Here is a 17,701-nt window from a genome sequence, read left to right on the forward strand (position 1 = left end):
GGGACAGGCTACGCCGCACCTCCGACGCCGCGCGAGGCGCGCGGTGCGACCACCCGGGACTTCGCGGACCAGAAGCGCATCAGCGCGCCGGCGAGGATCGAGCCCAGCGCGCCGGCGGCGAGGTCGCCGAGCGTGTCCTCGTAGCCGACGAAGATCGAGGAGTCGATGAAGCGGTGCCCCGCCCACTCGCCCCACTCCCACAGGACGCCCGCCGTCGTCCCGAAGCAGGCGCAGAGCACGACCGCCGGGAGCAGCGGCCCGCGATCGCCCGCGACCGCCGGCACGACTCCGGCCCGCGCGGCGACGATGTAGGCCACCGCGGCGATCAGCCCGTTGAGCACGCAGTGCACGACCAGGTCCCACTGCGGCCACGCCTCGTACAGGCCGAGGACGCTGCTCCAGGACGCCACGAGCAGCGCGAGCCCGAAGAGGGCGTCGAGCGCCGGACGGATGCCGAGGAAGCGCGGCAGCACCAGCCCGATCGCCGCGAGCGCGAGCACCGCCACGTCGACCAGGTCCCAGCCGATGGCGGCCGCCACGATGCTCGCCGCCCCGATCGCGCGGATGCCGTCGGCCGTCCACTCCCCGCGGGTGCGCGGGGGCTCGAGGAAGGTCTCGACGAGGGCGGAGCCGCTCACGGGTTCGTGAAGCGCAGCACGGCCTGGACCGGCTCGTGGTCGGAGGGCGCCGCTCCCCCGTAGCGGACGGCGTTGATCCCCGCGGAGACGACCTCGAACGCGCCCTCGCTGACGAGCAGCCAGTCGATCCGCTTGCCCGGCGCCGGCGGGCGGTAGTTCGAGAAGGTGCTCCACGAGTGGGTGAGGTGCTTCTCCGCCGTCTCCCACGCGTCCGCGAGGCGGCCCTCGTCGAGGATCGTCCGGTAGGGGACGGTGTCGACGTCGGTGTTGGTGTCGCCCATCACGATCGCGGGGCGTCCGAGCTCGAGGACGCGGCGGGCGATCAGCTCGGCGGAGCGCTGGCGCGAGCGCCGCGAGATGTGGTCGAAGTGGGTCGAGATCACGGTGAGCTCGCGGCTGGTCGCGTGATCGGTCAGCTCCGCGATCACCGCGGTGCGCGGGATGCGATTGCCCCAGCTGCGCGAGCCGGCGACGTCCGGGGTGTCCGAGAGGGCGATCTGGGTCCAGTGCCGGACGGCGTAGCGGCTGCGGTCGACGAAGAGCATCACGCGCTCGCCGCCGCGGTCCGCGTCCCGGCCGAAGCCCATCGCCTCGAAGGAGGAGCCCAGCGCCTCGTGCACGGCGGCCGACTGGTCCGGCAGCGCCTCCTGCACGGCGAGGATCGAGGGGCGCTCCTGCTCCAGCACCCGCTGGACGAGCGGGCGGCGCCGGTCCCACTGGTCGACGGCGCGGGAGGTGAGGCGCGGCATCCGCCGGCGGATGTTGTAGGTCATCACGTGCAGATCGGGCGCCTCGGTCGGGCCGATCAGAGGCGTCGCGTCGGTCATCACTCCACCCTACGGGGGCGGATCGAGGTGCCACGGAGGCTTGCGGTGACCGCTCCCGGCCGCTCTACTTCGGACATGCCCCTCTCCCAGGACCTCACCGCCCTCGCCGACGAGCGCTTCGTCTCGCTCACCACGTTCCGGAAGTCCGGGGACGCCGTCTCGACCCCGGTCTGGATCGCCCGCGACGGCCACGAGCTGATCGTCACCACTCCCCGCCGCAGCGGCAAGGTGAAGCGCCTCCGCAACGACGCGCGGGTGACCCTCGTCCCCTGCGACCGCCGCGGCCGCGTCTCCGACTACGCGGTGCCGGTCGAGGCCGCCGCGGAGATCGACGCCGACCCCGGCGAGGTCGAGCGCCTGGGCCGCGTGTTCCTGGCGAAGTACCGGCTCGAGTACCGCGTGTTCCTCCTGATCGAGGGCCTGGTCACCCGCGCCGACCGCACCCGCGTGATGCTCCGCGTCTCCGACCGCTGACCCGGCACCGCCCTACACCCCCGGAGGCTCCCGCCGGAAGGCCTGGGGGCCGCCGGTCCCGGGGTCTACCGTGGGGCGATCGCCGGTGCCCCTGCGCGCTTCCCGCGTGCGCTCCGGCGGCAGTCAGAAGGAGCACGCAATGAGCATCGGAGCAGGGATCTTCCTCCTCGTCGTCGGCGCGGTCCTCGCCTTCGCGGTGGACGTGCAGGTGTCCGGGATCGACCTGAAGCTGGTCGGCTACATCCTGATGGCGGCCGGAGCGGTCGGCCTGATCCTCGGGCTGGTCCTGCTGACGCGCCGCCGCCAGGCCGTCTCGACCACGCGCTCGGCCGTCGATCCGGCCAGCGGCGAGCAGGTCACCCGCCGCTCGAGCGAGAGCGACGGCCCGCTGATCTGATCGGCGGAACGATGAAGGGCGGGACCTCGCGGTCCCGCCCTTCGTCGTTCACGGCCCTACTCGGCGGGCTCGTCCGGCTCGCCGCCGGAGACGGTGTCGGTGTCGCCGCCACCGGAGGAGGTGTCCGTCCCGGTGCCGTCGGGGAGGTCCTCGGTCTTCTCGGTGTCCTCACCCGTGGTGCGGTCGGTGCTCATGGCGCTCTCCCTTCGCGTCGGCGACCTGCCGACCCTCCCACTCTGCTCCGCCCGCGCCTCGCGGGGCAGGGGGTAGCGGAGGCGGAGGCCGGCGTGGAAGGCGCCTACTCCTCGACGACGATGGTGGTGATGACAGGGTTCCGGCGGTGGCGGCGGGTCAGCCAGCGGCCGAGGGTGCGCGTGATCAGCGCCTCCATGGCCTCGAGCTCGACCGGCTTGCCCGCGGCCTGCAGGACGGCGTCGTCGATCGCCTTGCTCGCGTTGGCCTTCCAGCCCGGCTCCTCGACGAAGCCGCGGGTGAAGAACTCGACCGGCTCGCCGAGCGTGCCGCGGTCGAGGTCGGCGATGGCGAGGACCGTGATGGCCCCCTCCTCGGCGAGGACGATGCGGTCGTTCATCGCGTCCTCGGTGGCGACGCCCATCGTGGTGCCGTCGACCAGGATCTGGTCGGCCGGGATGCGCCCGCTGATGCGCGAGCGGCCCTTCACCAGGTCGATCGAGACGCCGTCCTCGATGACGAAGACGTCCTTCTCGTCGATCCCGGTGCGGGTCGCGATCGCCGCGTTCGCGGTGAGGTGGCGCCACTCGCCGTGCACGGGGAGCACCGCGGTGGGGCGCAGGATGTTGTAGCAGTAGGCGAGCTCGCCCGCGCTGGCGTGGCCCGAGACATGCACCTTGGCGTTGCCCTTGTGCACGACCGTGGCGCCCCAGCGGGTGAAGGCGTTGATGATCCGGTAGATCGCGTTCTCGTTGCCGGGGATCAGCGAGCTGGCCAGCAGCACGGTGTCGCCGGGGCCGATGTCGATGATGTGGTCCTTGTTGGCCATGCGCGAGAGCGCCGCCATCGGCTCGCCCTGCGAACCGGTGCAGATCATCACGATCTCGGTCGCGGGGAGCTTCTCGAGCACCTTCATGTCGACGACGAGGCCGGCCGGGATCTTGAGGTAGCCCAGGTCGGCGGCGATGCCCATGTTGCGGACCATCGAGCGGCCGACGAAGGCGACCTTGCGGCCGTGGCGCTGCGCGGCGTCGAGGACCTGCTGGATGCGGTGCACGTGGCTCGCGAAGCTGGACACGACGATGCGGCGCGGCGCGGTGCGGAACACCTGGTCGATCGCGGGGGCGAGGTCGCCCTCCGAGATCGCGAAGCCGGGGACGTCGGCGTTCGTGGAGTCGACCAGGAACAGGTCGACTCCCTCGTCGCCGAGGCGCGCGAAGCCGGGGAGGTCGGTGGTGCGCCCGTCGAGCGGGAACTGGTCCATCTTGAAGTCGCCCGTGTGCAGCACGAGGCCGGCCTCGGTGCGGATCGCGACGGCGAGCCCGTCCGGGATGGAGTGGTTCACGGCGAGGAACTCGAGGTCGAAGACGCCGGCGTCGATCCGGTCGCCCTCCTTCACCGGACGCGTGCGCGGGGTGATGCGGTGCTCCTGCAGCTTCGCGCTGATCAGCGCGAGGGTGAAGGTCGAGGCGATGATCGGGATGTCGCCGCGCTCCTTGAGGAGGTACGGCACGCCGCCGATGTGGTCCTCGTGGCCGTGGGTGAGGACGATGGCCTCGATGTCCTTCAGGCGCGAGCGGATCGCGGCGAAGTCGGGGAGGATCACGTCGATGCCGGGCTGGTTCTCCTCGGGGAAGAGGACGCCGCAGTCGACGATGAGCAGCTTGCCCTTGTGCTCGAAGACGGTCATGTTGCGGCCGATCTCGCCGAGGCCGCCGAGCGGAGTGATCCGCATGGCGCCCTTCTCGAGGGGCTTGGGCTTGGGGAGCTCGAGGTGGTGGCGGGCGGGCTTGGCGGTTCTGGCGTTTCTCATGCGGTTCTTCCGGGAGGGAGTGGCTGGACGCGGGCGCGCGGCGCAGGGTCCGACCGCGCGCCCGGTCGGGCCGCGGTGATGTGTCGCTCCGGCGCTGTGAGCGCTGTCGGGAGCGGGTGGAGGTGTGCGGGACGGGGCCGGGCGGGGCCGCTCTCAGCGGGCGGTGCCGTCCGTGCGGCGCGCTCTCGCGCACCGACCGTCCCGTACATCCTGCCAGCGTTCCCTGGGTCGCGGGTCCAGGAGGCGGGATCCGGGCCTCGCAGCCGCTCAGGCGCGCGCGTCCTCCGGGGTCTCGGCGGCCTCCTCCGCCGCGCGGAGCACGCGCAGGGTGTTGCGTCCGGCGAGGTCGAGCAGCTCCGCGTCGCTCCAGCCGCGGTCGGCCAGCTCGGCCAGCAGGCGCGGGTAGCCCGAGACGTCGCCGAGCCCCTCGGGCAGGTCGGCGACGCCGTCGAAGTCGCTGCCGAGGCCGACGTGCCGGGACCCGACGGCCTCGCGGGCGGCGTCGACGTGGTCGGCGACCTGCGCGACGGTGACGAGCGGCGCCGGATGCGCGCGGCGCCACTGCTCGAAGGCGGCGAGCGCGGCGGGGTCGGCCACCGGGAACGCGGCCCGGTTCGCCCGCGCGGCGTCCTCGGGCGCCTCGGCGGGGCGGGGGGCGCGGGGCCAGGGCATCGACGTGGTGAGCCCGAGCGCGGCGCGGGCGGCGTCGGCCTCGGCCGACCAGTCGGCGAAGGCGCGCGAGACGAACTGCGCGACGAAGGCGATCTGCAGCACTCCTCCGTTCGCGGCGAGCGCCGCGAGGGCCCGGGCGGAGACGTTGCGCGGATGCGCGGCGACGTCCGCGACTCCGGAGTGGGAGTAGAGGACGGGAGCGGAGGTGGCGGCGAGCGCGGCGAGCTGGGTGCGCTCGGAGGTGTGCGAGAGGTCGACGACGACGCCGAGCCGGTTCAGCTCGTGGACGACGGCCACCCCGTCCGCCGTGAGCCCGCCCTCGACCGGGGTGCCGGTGGCGGCCTCCGCCCAGTCGAGGGAGCTGTTGTGCGTGAGCGTCATCGTCCGCACGCCCAGCCGGGCGAGCATCCGGAGCACGCCGAGGGAGGAGGCGACGGAGTGGCCGCCCTCGATCCCGAGGAAGGAGGCGATCCGGCCGGAGGCGACCGCCTGCTCCGCCTCCCGCACCGTGGTCACGATGCGCAGGTCGCGCGGGTGGGCGGCGGCGAACCGGTACGCGGCGTCGATCTGCTCCAGCGTCGCGGCCACCGCGTCGCCCTCGCTCTGCAGCGCCGAGACGAAGACCGACCAGACCTGCGCCGAGACGCCTCCCGCGCGCAGCCGCGGCAGGTCGGTGTGGAACTCCGGGCGGGGCCGGTCGAAGCCCTCGACGCGGTACCCCTCGTAGCGCCGCAGCCCGCAGAGCAGGTCGTTGTGCGTGTCGAGCAGCACCTCGCCCTCGAGGAGCCGGCGGAGGCGCTCGGCGCTCACGCGTCGTCGTCGGTGGGGATCGGCCCGACGCCGCGCCAGCGGGAGAACACCAGGGTCGTGTAGGTGTCGGCGACCACCGGATCGGAGGTGACGCAGTCGAGGACGAAGTCGCTCAGCTCGTCGGGGCTCGCGGCGACCACCTCGATCAGGTAGTCGTCCTCGCCCGCGACCAGCCACAGGTTCACCACCTGGGGCAGCTTCGACATCGCCTCGGCGAAGCGGGCGTTCTCGGCCCGCGAGTGCTCGCGCAGCTGGACGCGGAGGATCGCGCGGATGCCCTTGCCGAGCAGGCGCGCGTCGACCTCGGCGTGGAAGCCCGAGATGACTCCGCTCTCGATCAGCGCCCGCACCCGGGCCAGCGAGGAGGAGGGCGCGAGGCCGATCCGGTCGGCCAGCTCCTTGTTCGGGATGCGCCCGTCCTGCACCAGGACGTTGATGATCGCGCGGTCGACCTCGTCGAGCCGGACCGGCCTAATTATGTTCGGCAAGGGAGACACCTTTCGCGGGCGTGAGCCGCTTCTGTGCGGCCAGAGTGGGAATCGCTGTACAGGATACAGAACGTTTGCCTCGACGGGCATCGACGTGCAGACTTTCTGCGAGATCACCGAACGCATGCGCCAGTCCCCTCGATGACGCCGCACCCTCCCGACTCCCCCGAGTCTCCCGATGCACCACACACGAAGGGGTACCTCCTCCCATGAAACGGCTCCCGAAGCTCCTGATGGCGGCGGTCGCGATGACCGCGGCCGTCGGCCTGCTGTCCGCCTGCGGCACCGACTCGACGTCGTCGAGTCAGGCCGGCACGTCCTCCCACGTCCTCACCGTCGGCAAGCTGCTCCCCCTGCAGGCCGTCGATCCGCACAAGGTGAACGACGGCATGTCGAACGAGGTGCTCACCGCCGTCTTCGACGGCCTCTACACGCTCGACGCCGACGGCCAGATCGACCCGCTGATGGCCGAGAGCGTCGAGAAGTCCGACGACGGCCTGACCTACACCTTCACGATCCGCGACGCGTCGTGGAGCAACGGGACGCCGGTCACCGCGCAGGACTTCGAGTACTCGTGGAAGCGCCTGGTGAACCCGGCCACCGCGGCCCCGAACAGCAACGAGGCGGTCGCCGCCGGCATCAGGAACGCGAACGAGATCGTCAACGAGGGGATGGACTACACCCAGCTCGGCGTCACGGCGCTGGACGACAAGACCCTGCAGGTGCAGCTCGCCGCGGACGTGCCCTACTTCCAGGCGCTGCTGGTGCGGCCGGCGTTCCTCCCGGTGAACCAGGCCTACCTGGAGAGCGTGGGCGACACCTACGGCCAGACCCCCGAGACGACGATCTACAACGGGCCCTTCGTCTGGGACTCCTGGGACTTCGCGAACAACTTCTCGGTCGCCAGGAACGCCGACTACTGGAACGCCTCCGGCATCGACCTGGACGCGATCAAGTGGCAGGTCGTGAAGGACTCGCAGACCGCGGCGCTCCTCCAGGAGAGCGGCGACCTCGACTTCACCGAGATCTCCGGAAGCCTGATCGACCGCTACACCGACTCCCCCGAGCTGACCACGGCGCTCGAGGTGCACATGTGGTACTTCTACCCCAACCTCCAGAACCCGGCGCTCGCGAACGAGGACATCCGCACCGCGCTGGCCACCTCCTTCGACAAGGAGGCGCTCGCCGACGAGGTGCTGAAGAACGGCGCCCAGCCCGCCGACTACTTCGTCGGGCAGAACCTGGCGGTCGGACCCGACGGGAAGCAGTTCCGCGACACGGGCGGCAGCTACCTCGCCTACGACCTCGACGCGGCGCAGGCCGCCTGGACGAAGGGCCTCGCCGCCCTGGGCACCGACTCGGTGAGCCTCAAGCTCTCGTACTGGGACGACGAGGCCTCGATCGCGCAGGCCGAGTACGTCGCCTCGCAGTGGGAGGCGAACCTGCCAGGTCTGAGCATCGAGCTCACCAGCCAGCCCAAGGCGACGGCGAACGAGCAGGCCACGGCCGGCGACTTCGACCTCTACCTCTTCCGCTGGGGCCCCGACTACAAGGATCCGATGGCGTTCCTGGAGCTGCTGTCCTCCACCTCCGCCCGCGACTTCGGCGGCTATGCGAACCCGGAGTACGACTCGATCATCGCCGCGGCCCGCACCGCCGACATGCTCTCCCAGCCGGAGGCGCGCTGGCAGAGCCTGCACGACGCGGAGGACATCCTGATGGGCGACGTGGCGGTGATCCCGACCGTGCAGAACGGCATCGCGATGCTGATCAACCCCGCCGTGCAGGGCATGGAGGTCCGCAACGTGAGCCTGACCTGGAACTACCGCCTCGTCACGAAGGACGACTGATGCGCACCACCCCCCGAGAGGAGACGGCACGATGACCGCGACGAGGACCCTGCGCGAGCTGATGGAGTCCGGGAGCGTCCTGGCCCCCTGCGTCTTCGACTGCTCCTCCGCCCGAGCGGTCGAGCTGGCCGGCTTCGAGGCGATGCTGCTGAGCGGATCGGAGGTGTCGATGTCGATGAAGGGCATCCCCGACCTCGGACTGCTCTCGCTGGAGGAGCTCCTCTGGGCGGTGGAGCGGATCGTCGACATGTCGCCGCTGCCGCTCGCGGTCGACATCGAGGACGGCTTCGGCGCGAGTCCCCTGCAGGTGTACGAGACCTGCAGGCGGGTGGCCAAGGCCGGCGCGATGGCGGTGCTGATGGAGGACGAGTTCGAGCCCGGCTACGCCCGGGACGTCTCGGCCGACAACATGATCCCCCGCGAGGAGTACTACGCGAAGGTGCGGGCCGCCGTCCGCGCCGTCGAGGGCACCGACTGCATGGTGATCGCGCGCAGCAACTACGGCAGCGCAAATCTGGAGGAGGGCATCCAGCGGATGATCGACTGCGTCGCCCTCGGAGCGCACGCGACGGTCGTGGTCAACGTCACGACCCTCGCGGACGCCGCCGAGGTGGCCCGCCGGGTGCCGGGGCTGAAGATGTTCGCCGACATCAACGCCAAGCGCGGCCTCGAGCAGATGTCGTTCGCGCAGCTGGCGGAGCTGGGCTTCCAGCTGGTCACGATGCACTTCACGATGAAGGCGTCCATGGCAGGGATGATCGAGGCCGGCCGGGCGAACCTCGCCGAGATGGGCAACACCTACTCGAACGAGCTGATGCCGGAGGAGTACCCGGGCCACAGCGGCATGGCGTTCTTCGCCGCGCAGGAGCTGCTCGACCTCGAGTCGGAGTTCTCGGGCCGCGTCCAGTCGTTCAACGACCCGCGGACCGTGCACGCGGCCCCGGCCGGCTGAGCGCGACCGCACCTCTGCAGGGCCGTCCGCCCGCGCCTCGAGCGCGGCGGGCGGCCCTTCGTCGTGCGCGGGGCGCGAGGGGCGCGGCGCCGAACATCGTTCGGCCGAGAGCCCTCACTGCCGCACGCAGCCGAATCCGCTTCGGCAGCAGCGTCGCATCGGCGCTTCTGTTCGGCTGACTTGCCGCTCGCCCGCGTTCTATGCAGACTTGAGCCATTACCACCGAACGACCGAGGCTCCGAAGCCGGATCAACGAAAGAGACTCACTCCCATGACTGAACTGGCACAGACGAGCGGAACCGCCACGATCGGCTCCTCTCAGCCCGACTTCGTCGAGATCGACGGCTTCACGCTCACGATCGAGGACATCGCGCTCGTCGCCCGCGGGCTCTCGGACGGCACGTTCCCCGAGGTCGTCCTCAGCGACGAGGCCCGCCGGGTCACGAACGAGGCCCGCGCCTACGTCGACGAGCACTTCCTCGCCCCCGACGCCCCCGCCATCTACGGCATCAACACCGGGCTCGGCCGGCTGATGGACGTCCGCGTCCCCGCCGAGGACCAGGCCCGCTTCCAGCGCCTGGTCATCAACTCCCACTCCGCCGGAGTCGGCGAGCCGCTCCCCCTCGACGAGACCCGCGCGCTGCTGCTGCTGCGCACCAACGCGATCGCCAAGGGCATGTCGGGCGTGCGGATCGAGTGCATCGACCGCCTGATCGCGATGCTCAACGCCGACGTCCTCCCGGTCATCCCGGGCCAGGGCTCGGTCGGCGCCTCGGGCGACCTCGCCCCCCTCGCGCACATGGTCAGCGTGATGGTCGGCCACGAGAAGGCCGAGGCCTACCACCGCGGCGTGCGGATGCCCGCCGTCGAGGCCCTCACGGCGGCCGGACTCGCCACCGAGTTCGAGCTCAAGCCCAAGGACGTCCTCGCCCTGATCAACGGCTCCACCATCTCGCTCGCCACCGCCTGCCTCGCCCTGCACGACGCGTGGAGCCTCACCCGCCAGGCGGACGTGGCCCTCTCGCTCTCGCTCGAGGCGATCCGCGGCGAGCTCGACGCGTTCGACGAGCGCATCCACCTCGCCCGCAACGCCCCCGGCCAGGTCGACGTGGCCGCGAACGTCCGCGCCCTCACCGCGGGCAGCGAGCGCACCGTCGAGGAGGCGCGCCGCCTCCGCCTCCCGGACGAGCAGCGCGTCGGCGGCGTCTACAAGCCGCGCGTGCAGGACGCCTACTCGCTGCGCTGCGCGCCGCAGGTGCACGGCACGACCCGCGAGTCGCTCCTGTTCGCGCAGACGCTGCTGGTGCGCGAGGCCAACGCCGCGACCGACAACCCGCTGGTGCTCCCGGACGGCGAGGGCGGCTACGACGTCCTCTCCGGCGGCAACTTCCACGGCGAGCCGATCGGCGTCGCGGCCGACCTCATCGCGATCGCGGTCGCCGAGATCGGCGCCATCTCGGAGCGCCGCTCGTTCCGCCTCACCGACCCCAACCTCAGCTACGGCCTGCCGCTCAACCTCGTCGGCGGCCAGCTCGGCCTCAACACGGGCTTCTCGATCGTGCACTGCGCGGCGGCCGCCATCGCCTCCGAGAACAAGGTGCTGTGCTTCCCCTCCGTCGTCGACTCGATCCCGACGAAGGCGAACCAGGAGGACCACGTCTCGATGTGCACCTTCTCCTCGCGGAAGGCGCGCAGCATCATCCACAACACGCAGGTGATCCTCGGAGTGGAGTTCATCCTCGCCACCCAGGGCATCGACCTCGCGTCGCCGCACCTGGAGGACCGGGCGCTCGGCGAGGGCAGCACGGCCGCCTACGAGGCGGTCCGCTCGATCGTGCCGATGACCCGCGAGGACATCTACCAGTCGGAGCAGATGATCAACGCGCAGGCGATGGTCGTGCTCGGCACCGTCCTCACCGCCGTCGAGGCGCGCATCGGAGCCGTGCGGTGACCGCGGGCGGGACGGTCGTCCACGGCCGCGTCGTCACGCCGGGCGCCGTGATCGAGGACGGGGCGGTGGTCGTCGAGGACGGCCGCATCGCCGCCGTGCTCGGCGGACGCGAAGCGGCGCGCGCCCTCACGGAGGCCTCGGTCGTGATCGGCGGCGCGGGGATGCTCGTCCTGCCCGGCGCGGTCGACGCGCACGTCCACGCCTTCTCGGAGCCGGCCGAGACGTTCACCGGCGCGACCTCGGCCGCCGCCGCGGGCGGGGTGACCACGATCCTCGACATGCCCTACGACGCGGGCAGCCCGGTGAACACGGCCGCCGCCGTCGTCGCCAAGCGCGAGCGCCTCGAGCGCGAGGCCGTCGTCGACGTCGCCCTGCACGGCACGGTCCGCCCCGGGGACGGCGCGCGGGACGTGGCCGGGATGATCGACGAGGGCGTCTGCGGATTCAAGGTCTCGCTGTTCGAGACCGACCCGATCCGCTTCCCCCGCATCCCCTCCGACCAGCTGCTCGAGGCCTTCGCGATCATGGCCGAGCGCGGCGTCCGCGTCGGCGTGCACGCGGAGGACGGCGAGATCATCGGCGCGCTCGTCGCGGCGGCGAAAGCCGCGGGCCGCACCGCCCCCCTCGACCACGTCCGCAGCCGCCCGCCCGTGTCCGAGACCTCCTCGGTGGCGCTCGGGCTCGAGCTCGCCTCGGCGGCCGGTGTGCCCTTCCACATCTTCCACGCGAGCCTCCCCGGCACCGTCGAGCTCGTGACGGCGAGCGCCGCCCGCGGGCTCGACGCGACGCTGGAGACCTGCCCGCACTACCTCGTCCTCACCGAGGACGACATGGAGCGGCTCGGCGCCCTCGGCAAGATCAACCCGCCGCTGCGCACCGCCGAGCACGCCCGCGGGATGTGGGAGGCGCTCGCCGACGGCCGGATCGGCCTGGTGACCTCCGACCACGCGCCGTGGCCGCTGGCGAAGAAGAGCGCCGACGTGATCTTCGACAACGCCTCCGGAGCGCCCGGCGTGCAGACCCTGCTGCCGATCGTGATCGGCGCCGGCTACCTCGGCGGCCGCCTCTCGCTGCTGCGCGCCGCCGAGGTCCTCGCGACGAACCCCGCCCGCGCATTCGGCCTCGGGCACCGCAAGGGCGCGATCGAGGCGGGCCTGGACGCGGACTTCGCCGTCGTCGACCCGTCCGGCACGACCGTGATCGACGACACCCCGATGCTCTCGACCGCCACCTGGAGCCCCTACGCCGGGATGTCCTTCCCCGGCCGCCTCGAGACCACCGTCGTCCGCGGCACCCCCGTCTTCAGCCGGGCCGAGGGCCTGCTCGCGGAGCCGGGCGACGGACGCTTCGTCGCGAGGGCCGCCTGATGGGAGAGCAGTCCCTCCGCGCCTTCGTCGACGCGCTGCCCGCCGACGAGCTCGTCACCGTCGAGCGCACCGTCGACGCCCGCTTCGAGCTGGCGAGCGTGCTCGCGCTGCTGGACCGCGGCCCGGCCGTGCGCCTGACCTCGGTCGCCGGCTCGGCCCACCCGGTCGTCGGCAACGTGCTCTCCAGCCGCGAGCGGATCGCCCGCGCCGTCGGCTGCCGGGTCGACGAGCTGCTCGACCGGCTCACCGCCGCGGTCGCCGACCGCACCCCGGTGCGCGTGGTCGAGGACGCTCCGGTGCAGGCCGTGCGCCTGCCCGCCGCGTCCGTGTGGGAGGAGGTCGTCGCTCCGGTCTGGTTCGAGAAGGACTCCGGCGGCTACCTCACCGCCGGGCTCATCGTGGCGTTCGACCCGGTGACCGGGCACCGCAACGCCTCCTACGCGCGGATCAAGCCGCTCGACGCGACCACCGGCTTCGTCGGGATCGCGCCGAACCACCACCTCACCGCGCTCTCGCGCTCGGCCGCGGCCGTCGGCGGGCTCCCCGTCGCCGTGGTCCTCGGCGCGCACCCGGCCGTGCAGCTCGCCGCCTGCTGCTACCTCGCCCTGGGCGACGACGAGCTGGAGCACGCCGCCCACCTGCTCGGCGAGGAGGTGCGGGTCGCGCGGGCCACGACGAGCGACGTGCTCGTCCCCGCCGACGCGGAGATCGTGATCGAGGGGATCCTGCACGCCGACCGGCCGGTGCACGAGGGCCTCGTGAACGAGTACCACGGCATGTACGAGGACTACGGCGACGGCATCACCCTCGAGGTCACCGCCGTGACCCGCCGCGAGTCCCCCGAGGTCCAGGTGATCCTGCCCGGCCTCTCCTCGGAGCACAGCTACATCGCGGCGCTGCCCATCGCCGCCGGCATCCGGCACGCGCTGCGCAACGTCGGCTGCGACATCGTCGACGTGGCGGTCACGCACTCCGGCGGCGGCCGGGTCGACGTGGTGGTCGCGATCGCGAACGGCCGTCCGGGCACCGCCAAGCGCGTGATGTTCGGCGCGTTCGCGGCCGTCAGCATGGTCAAGCAGGTCACCGTCGTCGACTCCGACGTGGACGCCTGGGACATGGAGCACGTGCACTGGGCCCGGACGAGCCGGATGCGGTGGGACCGCGACCTGATGCTGGTCGACGGGGTCGCCACCGACCGCAACGTGCCGATGCAGGTCGGCGGCACCGTGACGAAGGTCGGGATGGACGCGACCCGCAAGGAGGGCGACCGCGCCCTCGGCGCCGAGCTGGCCGTCCCGCCCGGGGACGTCCTCCGCCGCGTGCGCGACGCCCTCGTCGCCGACGGAGTCGCCCTCCGCCCCGCCGTCGTCGTGTACGGCTCCCTGGCCGACGACGGGGAGGACCCGCGATGACCCCCGACGTGCGCTTCCCCGACGCCGGCCGGCTGGCCCTCGACCTCGACGAGATCGCCGGCCTCGTCGACTCCTCTCGCCCCGGCTGGAGCCGCGTGGCGATGACCGAGGTCGACACCGACTCCCGCCACTGGGTCGCCGAGCGGATGCGCTCCGCGGGCCTGGAGGTCCGGATCGACGGGATCGGCAACGTGATCGGCACCCTCGCCGGCACGGGAGCCGCCCGCCGCGCGATCGTGATCGGCTCGCACACGGACACGGTGGACGGCGGCGGGCGCTACGACGGCGTCGTCGGCGTGCTGGGCGCGATCGAGGTGGCGCGCCTGCTGCAGGAGTCGGGGATCCGGCTCCACCACGACCTGCGCGTCGTCGACTTCTACAACGAGGAGGCCAACCGCTTCGAGCTCTCCTGCCTGGGCAGCCGCGCGCTGGCCGGCTCCCTCACGGGCGAGCACCTCTCGGCGACCGACGACACCGGGCGCACCCTCGGCGCCGCCCTGGAGGCCGCCGGATGGTCCGACCCGCTCTCGGGCACCCGCTGGAGCCCCGACGAAGTGCTCGGCTTCCTCGAGCTGCACATCGAGCAGGGCCCGGTCCTCGAGCGTGAGGGGCTGCCGCTCGGAGTCGTCACCTCGATCGCGGGCATCTCGCGGTTCCGCACCCTCTTCTCGGGCCGCCGCGACCACGCGGGCACCATGCCGATGGCGCTGCGGCACGACGCCGGCTGCGCCGCGGCCGGCGTGGTCCTCGCGGTCGAGCGCATCGCCTCCCGGGCCGCGGAGGCGGTCGGCACCGTCGGCTCCGTCACCTTCACCCCGGAGGCGACCAGCGTCGTCACCGAGAGCGCCCTGGTCACCGCGGAGTTCCGCAGCCCCGACCCCGGCTGGTTCACCGTCGCCCGCGAGCAGATCGCGGAGGCCGCGGCCTCCGAGGCGGCGGCGCGCGGCCTCGGCCACGAGGTGACGTGGCTGCCCTGGGAGCGACCGACGGCCATCGACCCCCGCCTCGCGGACGGCATCGGCCGCTCCATCGAGCGCCTCGGCCACCCCGCCGCCCGCCTCTACAGCGGAGCCGGGCACGACGGGGTGCAGATGGCGAGACTGGGACCCATCGGCATGATCTTCATCCCCTCGCAGGACGGGCGCAGCCACTGCCCGGAGGAGTACACCGGGATCACGGACATCGCGGTGGGCGTGCACGCGCTCGCGCAGTCCGTGCTCACCCTCGACAAGGAAGGCCTCGCATGAACCGCACCCGCCAGGAGCCCCCCGGCCGCGTGATCGTCGCCATCACCGGCGCCTCCGGAGTCGGGATCGGGGTCCGCATCCTCGAGCTGCTGCGGATGGATCCGGGGCTGCGCAGCGACGTCATCGTCTCGAAGGCGGGCGCGATGACGCTCGACCAGGAGTGCGGCCTCACCCAGAAGCAGGTGGAGGCGCTCGCCGACACGGCCCACCGGCCCGCGCACATCGGCGCCTCCATCGCGTCGGGGTCCACGCCCGCCACGGCGATGGTGATCGCGCCCTGCACGATCAAGACCCTGAGCGGCATCGCGTACGGCCTCGCCGACAACCTGATCACGCGGGCGGCCGACGTCTGCCTGAAGGAGGGCGTGCCGACGCTCCTGATGGTGCGGGAGTCGCCGCTGCACCGCGGCCACCTCGCCGCGATGGACGCGGTGGCCCGCTCGGGCGGCATCATCGCGCCGCCGGTCCCCGCCTTCTACACGCGGCCCGCCTCGGTGGAGGAGATCATCGACTCCCTCGCCCGCCGCGCCCTGGTGCGCGTGGGGCTGACCCAGTTCCACGCCCGCTCCTGGGCCGGCATCCCCGAGGACGGCGAGCGCGCCGTGCTCGCCGAGGGGTCGAGCCGGTGACGAAGTACGTCGCCACCCGGCTGCTCACCTCGGTCTTCACGATCGTCGCGATCGCGATCGTGATGTTCGCGCTGCTGCAGCTGCTCCCGGGTTCGCCCTTCAACAGCGAGAAGCTCGACGCGGTGCAGAAGGCGCTCCTCACGCAGAAGTACGGGCTCGACGAGCCGGTGCTGCTGCGGCTGGGCACCTACCTGGTGAACCTCGCCCGCGGCGACTTCGGCATCTCGTACAACCTCATCCCGGACTTCCCCGTCTCGGAGATGCTCGGCAGCCGCCTGCCCGTCACGATCCGCATCGGCCTGCAGGCCCTCGTCCTCGGCGTGGTGCTGGGCCTGCTGATCGGCATCGTCTCGGCGATCCGCCCGCGCGGCTGGTTCGACAACCTCTCGACGTTCGTCTCGGTGATCGCCTTCAGCGTCCCGTCGTTCGTCATCGCGCTGCTGCTGGTCTACTTCGTCGGCTTCGAGTGGAAGCTGCTGCCGATCCGGTACTCCGAGTCGAACCCCTTCACCTCGAGCGTGCTGCCGACGATCTCGCTCGCCGCCTACGTGATGGCGGTGACCGCCCGCTACGCCCGCTCCGAGATGCTCGACTGCCTCGAGAGCGACTACATCCTCCTGGCGAAGGCGAAGGGCATCGGCCCCTCCAAGGTGATCGGCCGGCACGCGCTGCGCAACACCCTGGTCTCGATCATCACGGTGCTCTCGCCGCTGCTGATCGGCCTGATCACCGGCTCCGTCGTCATCGAGCAGATCTTCGGAGCGCCGGGCCTGGGCCAGCTGCTGCTCACGGCGATCCAGAACGTCGACTACAACATCGTCATCGCGATCAGCCTCGTCTACAGCATCATCTACATCCTCGTGATGCTGCTCGTCGACGTGCTCTACGGACTGATCGACCCCCGCATCCGACTGGCAGGACAGGCAGCATGAGCGACCGCGTCTCCCCCACGGCCGGCCTCGACGCCGGCGTCCCGCCCGAGGGCCTGCGCCTCGTCTCGCCGGGCAACCGGCCCGCCGGGCCGCCGACCACCTCCACCCGCATCATCCGCGGCGGCGGCCGCGACATCGCCCGGCGCTTCCGCGGCAACTGGCCGGCGATGGTCGGCCTGGTGCTGCTGGTGGTCATCGTCGTGCTGAGCCTGGTGGTCCCCTTCTTCCCCGCGGCCGGAGGAGGAGCGGACGTCGGCTCGCGCTTCCTCCCGCCGCGCGTGCCGCTGCTCGAGGGCCTCGGGATCCTCGACGGCACCCGCGACGGCCAGGACGCGTACGCCGCGGCGGGCCTGCCGCCCGGCACCTACTTCCTCTTCGGCACCGACGAGCTGGGCCGCGACGTGTGGTCGCGGGTCTGGAGCGGCACCCGCGTCTCGCTCCTGATCGCCGTGATCGCCTTCGCGATCGACGTGGTCATCGGCATGACCTACGGCCTGGTCTCGGGCTACTTCGGCGGTCGCACCGACTCGGCGATGCAGCGCGTGGTCGAGGTGCTCTCCGGCATCCCGCAGCTGGTGATCGTGACGCTCTTCGTGGTCGCCGTCGGGCCGGGCATCGGCGCCATCGTCTTCGGCCTCCTGCTGAGCAACTGGCTCGCGATGAGCCGCGTCAGCCGCGCGCAGGCGCTGCGCCAGAAGACGGAGGAGTACGTGCTCGCCTCGCGCACCCTCGGAGCGCGGGACAGCCGGATCGTGTTCGTCGAGATCCTCCCGAACATCATCGGCCCGATCGTGACGATGAGCATGTTCTCGATCCCGTCGGCGATCTTCACCGAGTCGTACCTGTCGTTCGTGGGCCTGGGCGTCCAGGCGCCGATGGCCTCGCTCGGCTCGCTCGTCAGCGTCGGCTACAAGTCGTTCCTCTCCTATCCGTTCCTCGTGATCGTCCCCGTGGTCGTGCTGGGCCTGCTCATGGTGGCGTTCACGCTCGTCGCCGACGGGTTGAAAGAGGCCACCGATCCGCGACTGTCCCACTCGAGAGGCCACTGAC

The 17,701-nt window shown here is 72.0% G+C and carries 17 protein-coding genes; 11 read left to right on the top strand and 6 right to left on the bottom strand.

What is annotated here, in order from left to right; all coding sequences use genetic code 11:
• Window positions 1–8 precede the first annotated feature (8 nt).
• Together C5C63_RS04795 and C5C63_RS04800 are read right to left on the bottom strand one after the other, a co-directional pair.
• Window positions 9–638, bottom strand: a complete 630-nt coding sequence (locus tag C5C63_RS04795) for a hypothetical protein (RefSeq protein WP_104233061.1) — start codon at window positions 636–638, stop codon at window positions 9–11.
• Window positions 635–1,465 carry an endonuclease/exonuclease/phosphatase family protein gene (locus C5C63_RS04800; RefSeq protein ID WP_104325590.1) on the bottom strand — a complete coding sequence of 277 codons (831 nt, stop codon included), beginning with the start codon at window positions 1,463–1,465 and terminating at the stop codon, window positions 635–637. The genes C5C63_RS04795 and C5C63_RS04800 overlap by 4 nt, the downstream gene beginning before the upstream one ends.
• Window positions 1,466–1,540: 75 nt before the next feature.
• On the opposite strand from C5C63_RS04800, the gene C5C63_RS04805 reads away from it, so the two are divergent.
• Window positions 1,541–1,939 carry a PPOX class F420-dependent oxidoreductase gene (locus tag C5C63_RS04805; RefSeq protein WP_104246944.1) on the top strand — a complete coding sequence of 133 codons (399 nt, stop codon included), beginning with the start codon at window positions 1,541–1,543 and terminating at the stop codon, window positions 1,937–1,939.
• A 139-nt stretch (window positions 1,940–2,078) separates the two neighbouring features.
• On the top strand, window positions 2,079–2,336 hold the full coding sequence (locus C5C63_RS04810; RefSeq protein WP_104222924.1) for a DUF6458 family protein: 258 nt from the start codon (window positions 2,079–2,081) through the stop codon (window positions 2,334–2,336).
• A gap of 56 nt (window positions 2,337–2,392) precedes the next feature.
• Here C5C63_RS04810 and C5C63_RS16935 read toward each other — a convergent pair whose 3' ends face one another.
• The 4 genes from C5C63_RS16935 to C5C63_RS04825 all read right to left on the bottom strand — a co-directional run bounded on the left by C5C63_RS16935 (window position 2,393) and on the right by C5C63_RS04825 (window position 6,311).
• The gene (locus C5C63_RS16935; RefSeq protein ID WP_159940924.1) at window positions 2,393–2,530 is read right to left on the bottom strand and encodes a hypothetical protein; all 138 of its coding nucleotides are present in this window, start codon (window positions 2,528–2,530) and stop codon (window positions 2,393–2,395) included.
• A gap of 104 nt (window positions 2,531–2,634) precedes the next feature.
• Window positions 2,635–4,341 (bottom strand): ribonuclease J, encoded by a 1,707-nt coding sequence (locus C5C63_RS04815; protein WP_104222925.1) that lies wholly within the window; start codon window positions 4,339–4,341, stop codon window positions 2,635–2,637.
• A 267-nt stretch (window positions 4,342–4,608) separates the two neighbouring features.
• Entirely contained in the window at window positions 4,609–5,823 is a 1,215-nt protein-coding gene (locus C5C63_RS04820; RefSeq protein ID WP_104295238.1) for a dipeptidase, read from the bottom strand.
• Window positions 5,820–6,311, bottom strand: a complete 492-nt coding sequence (locus C5C63_RS04825) for an Lrp/AsnC family transcriptional regulator (RefSeq protein ID WP_208543320.1) — start codon at window positions 6,309–6,311, stop codon at window positions 5,820–5,822. The genes C5C63_RS04820 and C5C63_RS04825 overlap by 4 nt, the downstream gene beginning before the upstream one ends.
• 209 nt (window positions 6,312–6,520) lie before the next feature.
• Between C5C63_RS04825 and C5C63_RS04830 the strand changes: the two genes are divergently transcribed.
• The 9 genes from C5C63_RS04830 to C5C63_RS04870 all read left to right on the top strand — a co-directional run bounded on the left by C5C63_RS04830 (window position 6,521) and on the right by C5C63_RS04870 (window position 17,700).
• Window positions 6,521–8,161, top strand: a complete 1,641-nt coding sequence (locus tag C5C63_RS04830; RefSeq protein ID WP_104295237.1) for a peptide ABC transporter substrate-binding protein — start codon at window positions 6,521–6,523, stop codon at window positions 8,159–8,161.
• Window positions 8,162–8,192: 31 nt separating this feature from the next.
• A complete protein-coding gene (locus C5C63_RS04835) occupies window positions 8,193–9,113 on the top strand; it encodes an oxaloacetate decarboxylase (protein ID WP_104284021.1) in 921 nt (306 codons plus the stop codon).
• A gap of 271 nt (window positions 9,114–9,384) precedes the next feature.
• The gene (gene hutH, locus C5C63_RS04840; protein WP_104238813.1) at window positions 9,385–11,064 is read left to right on the top strand and encodes a histidine ammonia-lyase; all 1,680 of its coding nucleotides are present in this window, start codon (window positions 9,385–9,387) and stop codon (window positions 11,062–11,064) included.
• On the top strand, window positions 11,061–12,431 hold the full coding sequence (locus C5C63_RS04845) for a dihydroorotase family protein (RefSeq protein WP_104249935.1): 1,371 nt from the start codon (window positions 11,061–11,063) through the stop codon (window positions 12,429–12,431). The genes hutH and C5C63_RS04845 overlap by 4 nt, the downstream gene beginning before the upstream one ends.
• Window positions 12,431–13,843 (top strand): UbiD family decarboxylase, encoded by a 1,413-nt coding sequence (locus tag C5C63_RS04850; protein WP_104325591.1) that lies wholly within the window; start codon window positions 12,431–12,433, stop codon window positions 13,841–13,843. The genes C5C63_RS04845 and C5C63_RS04850 overlap by 1 nt, the downstream gene beginning before the upstream one ends.
• Window positions 13,840–15,090 (top strand): M20 family metallo-hydrolase, encoded by a 1,251-nt coding sequence (locus C5C63_RS04855; protein WP_104295234.1) that lies wholly within the window; start codon window positions 13,840–13,842, stop codon window positions 15,088–15,090. The genes C5C63_RS04850 and C5C63_RS04855 overlap by 4 nt, the downstream gene beginning before the upstream one ends.
• Window positions 15,087–15,719 (top strand): UbiX family flavin prenyltransferase, encoded by a 633-nt coding sequence (locus C5C63_RS04860; RefSeq protein ID WP_104238809.1) that lies wholly within the window; start codon window positions 15,087–15,089, stop codon window positions 15,717–15,719. Before C5C63_RS04855 ends, C5C63_RS04860 begins: the two co-directional genes overlap by 4 nt.
• Window positions 15,716–16,651 (top strand): ABC transporter permease, encoded by a 936-nt coding sequence (locus C5C63_RS04865; protein ID WP_104325592.1) that lies wholly within the window; start codon window positions 15,716–15,718, stop codon window positions 16,649–16,651. The genes C5C63_RS04860 and C5C63_RS04865 overlap by 4 nt, the downstream gene beginning before the upstream one ends.
• Window positions 16,648–17,700, top strand: a complete 1,053-nt coding sequence (locus tag C5C63_RS04870) for an ABC transporter permease (RefSeq protein WP_104238807.1) — start codon at window positions 16,648–16,650, stop codon at window positions 17,698–17,700. The genes C5C63_RS04865 and C5C63_RS04870 overlap by 4 nt, the downstream gene beginning before the upstream one ends.
• The last annotated feature ends 1 nt before the right edge of the window (window position 17,701 follow it).

Origin of the sequence: Rathayibacter sp. AY1B8 (assembly GCF_002932775.1) — a bacterium.
Classification (GTDB): Bacteria; Actinomycetota; Actinomycetes; order Actinomycetales; family Microbacteriaceae; genus Rathayibacter.

Excerpts from the sequence above, each read along its gene's own strand:
- C5C63_RS04850 (WP_104325591.1), top strand. The coding sequence starts at position 12,431 with ATGGGAGAGCAGTCCCTCCGCGCCTTCGTCGACGCGCTGCCCGCCGAC.
- hutH (WP_104238813.1), top strand. The coding sequence starts at position 9,385 with ATGACTGAACTGGCACAGACGAGCGGAACCGCCACGATCGGCTCCTCT.
- C5C63_RS04800 (WP_104325590.1), bottom strand. The coding sequence starts at position 1,465 with ATGACCGACGCGACGCCTCTGATCGGCCCGACCGAGGCGCCCGATCTG.
- C5C63_RS04810 (WP_104222924.1), top strand. The coding sequence starts at position 2,079 with ATGAGCATCGGAGCAGGGATCTTCCTCCTCGTCGTCGGCGCGGTCCTC.
- C5C63_RS16935 (WP_159940924.1), bottom strand. The coding sequence starts at position 2,530 with ATGAGCACCGACCGCACCACGGGTGAGGACACCGAGAAGACCGAGGAC.
- C5C63_RS04815 (WP_104222925.1), bottom strand. The coding sequence starts at position 4,341 with ATGAGAAACGCCAGAACCGCCAAGCCCGCCCGCCACCACCTCGAGCTC.
- C5C63_RS04870 (WP_104238807.1), top strand. The coding sequence starts at position 16,648 with ATGAGCGACCGCGTCTCCCCCACGGCCGGCCTCGACGCCGGCGTCCCG.
- C5C63_RS04830 (WP_104295237.1), top strand. The coding sequence starts at position 6,521 with ATGAAACGGCTCCCGAAGCTCCTGATGGCGGCGGTCGCGATGACCGCG.
- C5C63_RS04835 (WP_104284021.1), top strand. The coding sequence starts at position 8,193 with ATGACCGCGACGAGGACCCTGCGCGAGCTGATGGAGTCCGGGAGCGTC.
- C5C63_RS04805 (WP_104246944.1), top strand. The coding sequence starts at position 1,541 with ATGCCCCTCTCCCAGGACCTCACCGCCCTCGCCGACGAGCGCTTCGTC.
- C5C63_RS04860 (WP_104238809.1), top strand. The coding sequence starts at position 15,087 with ATGAACCGCACCCGCCAGGAGCCCCCCGGCCGCGTGATCGTCGCCATC.
- C5C63_RS04855 (WP_104295234.1), top strand. The coding sequence starts at position 13,840 with ATGACCCCCGACGTGCGCTTCCCCGACGCCGGCCGGCTGGCCCTCGAC.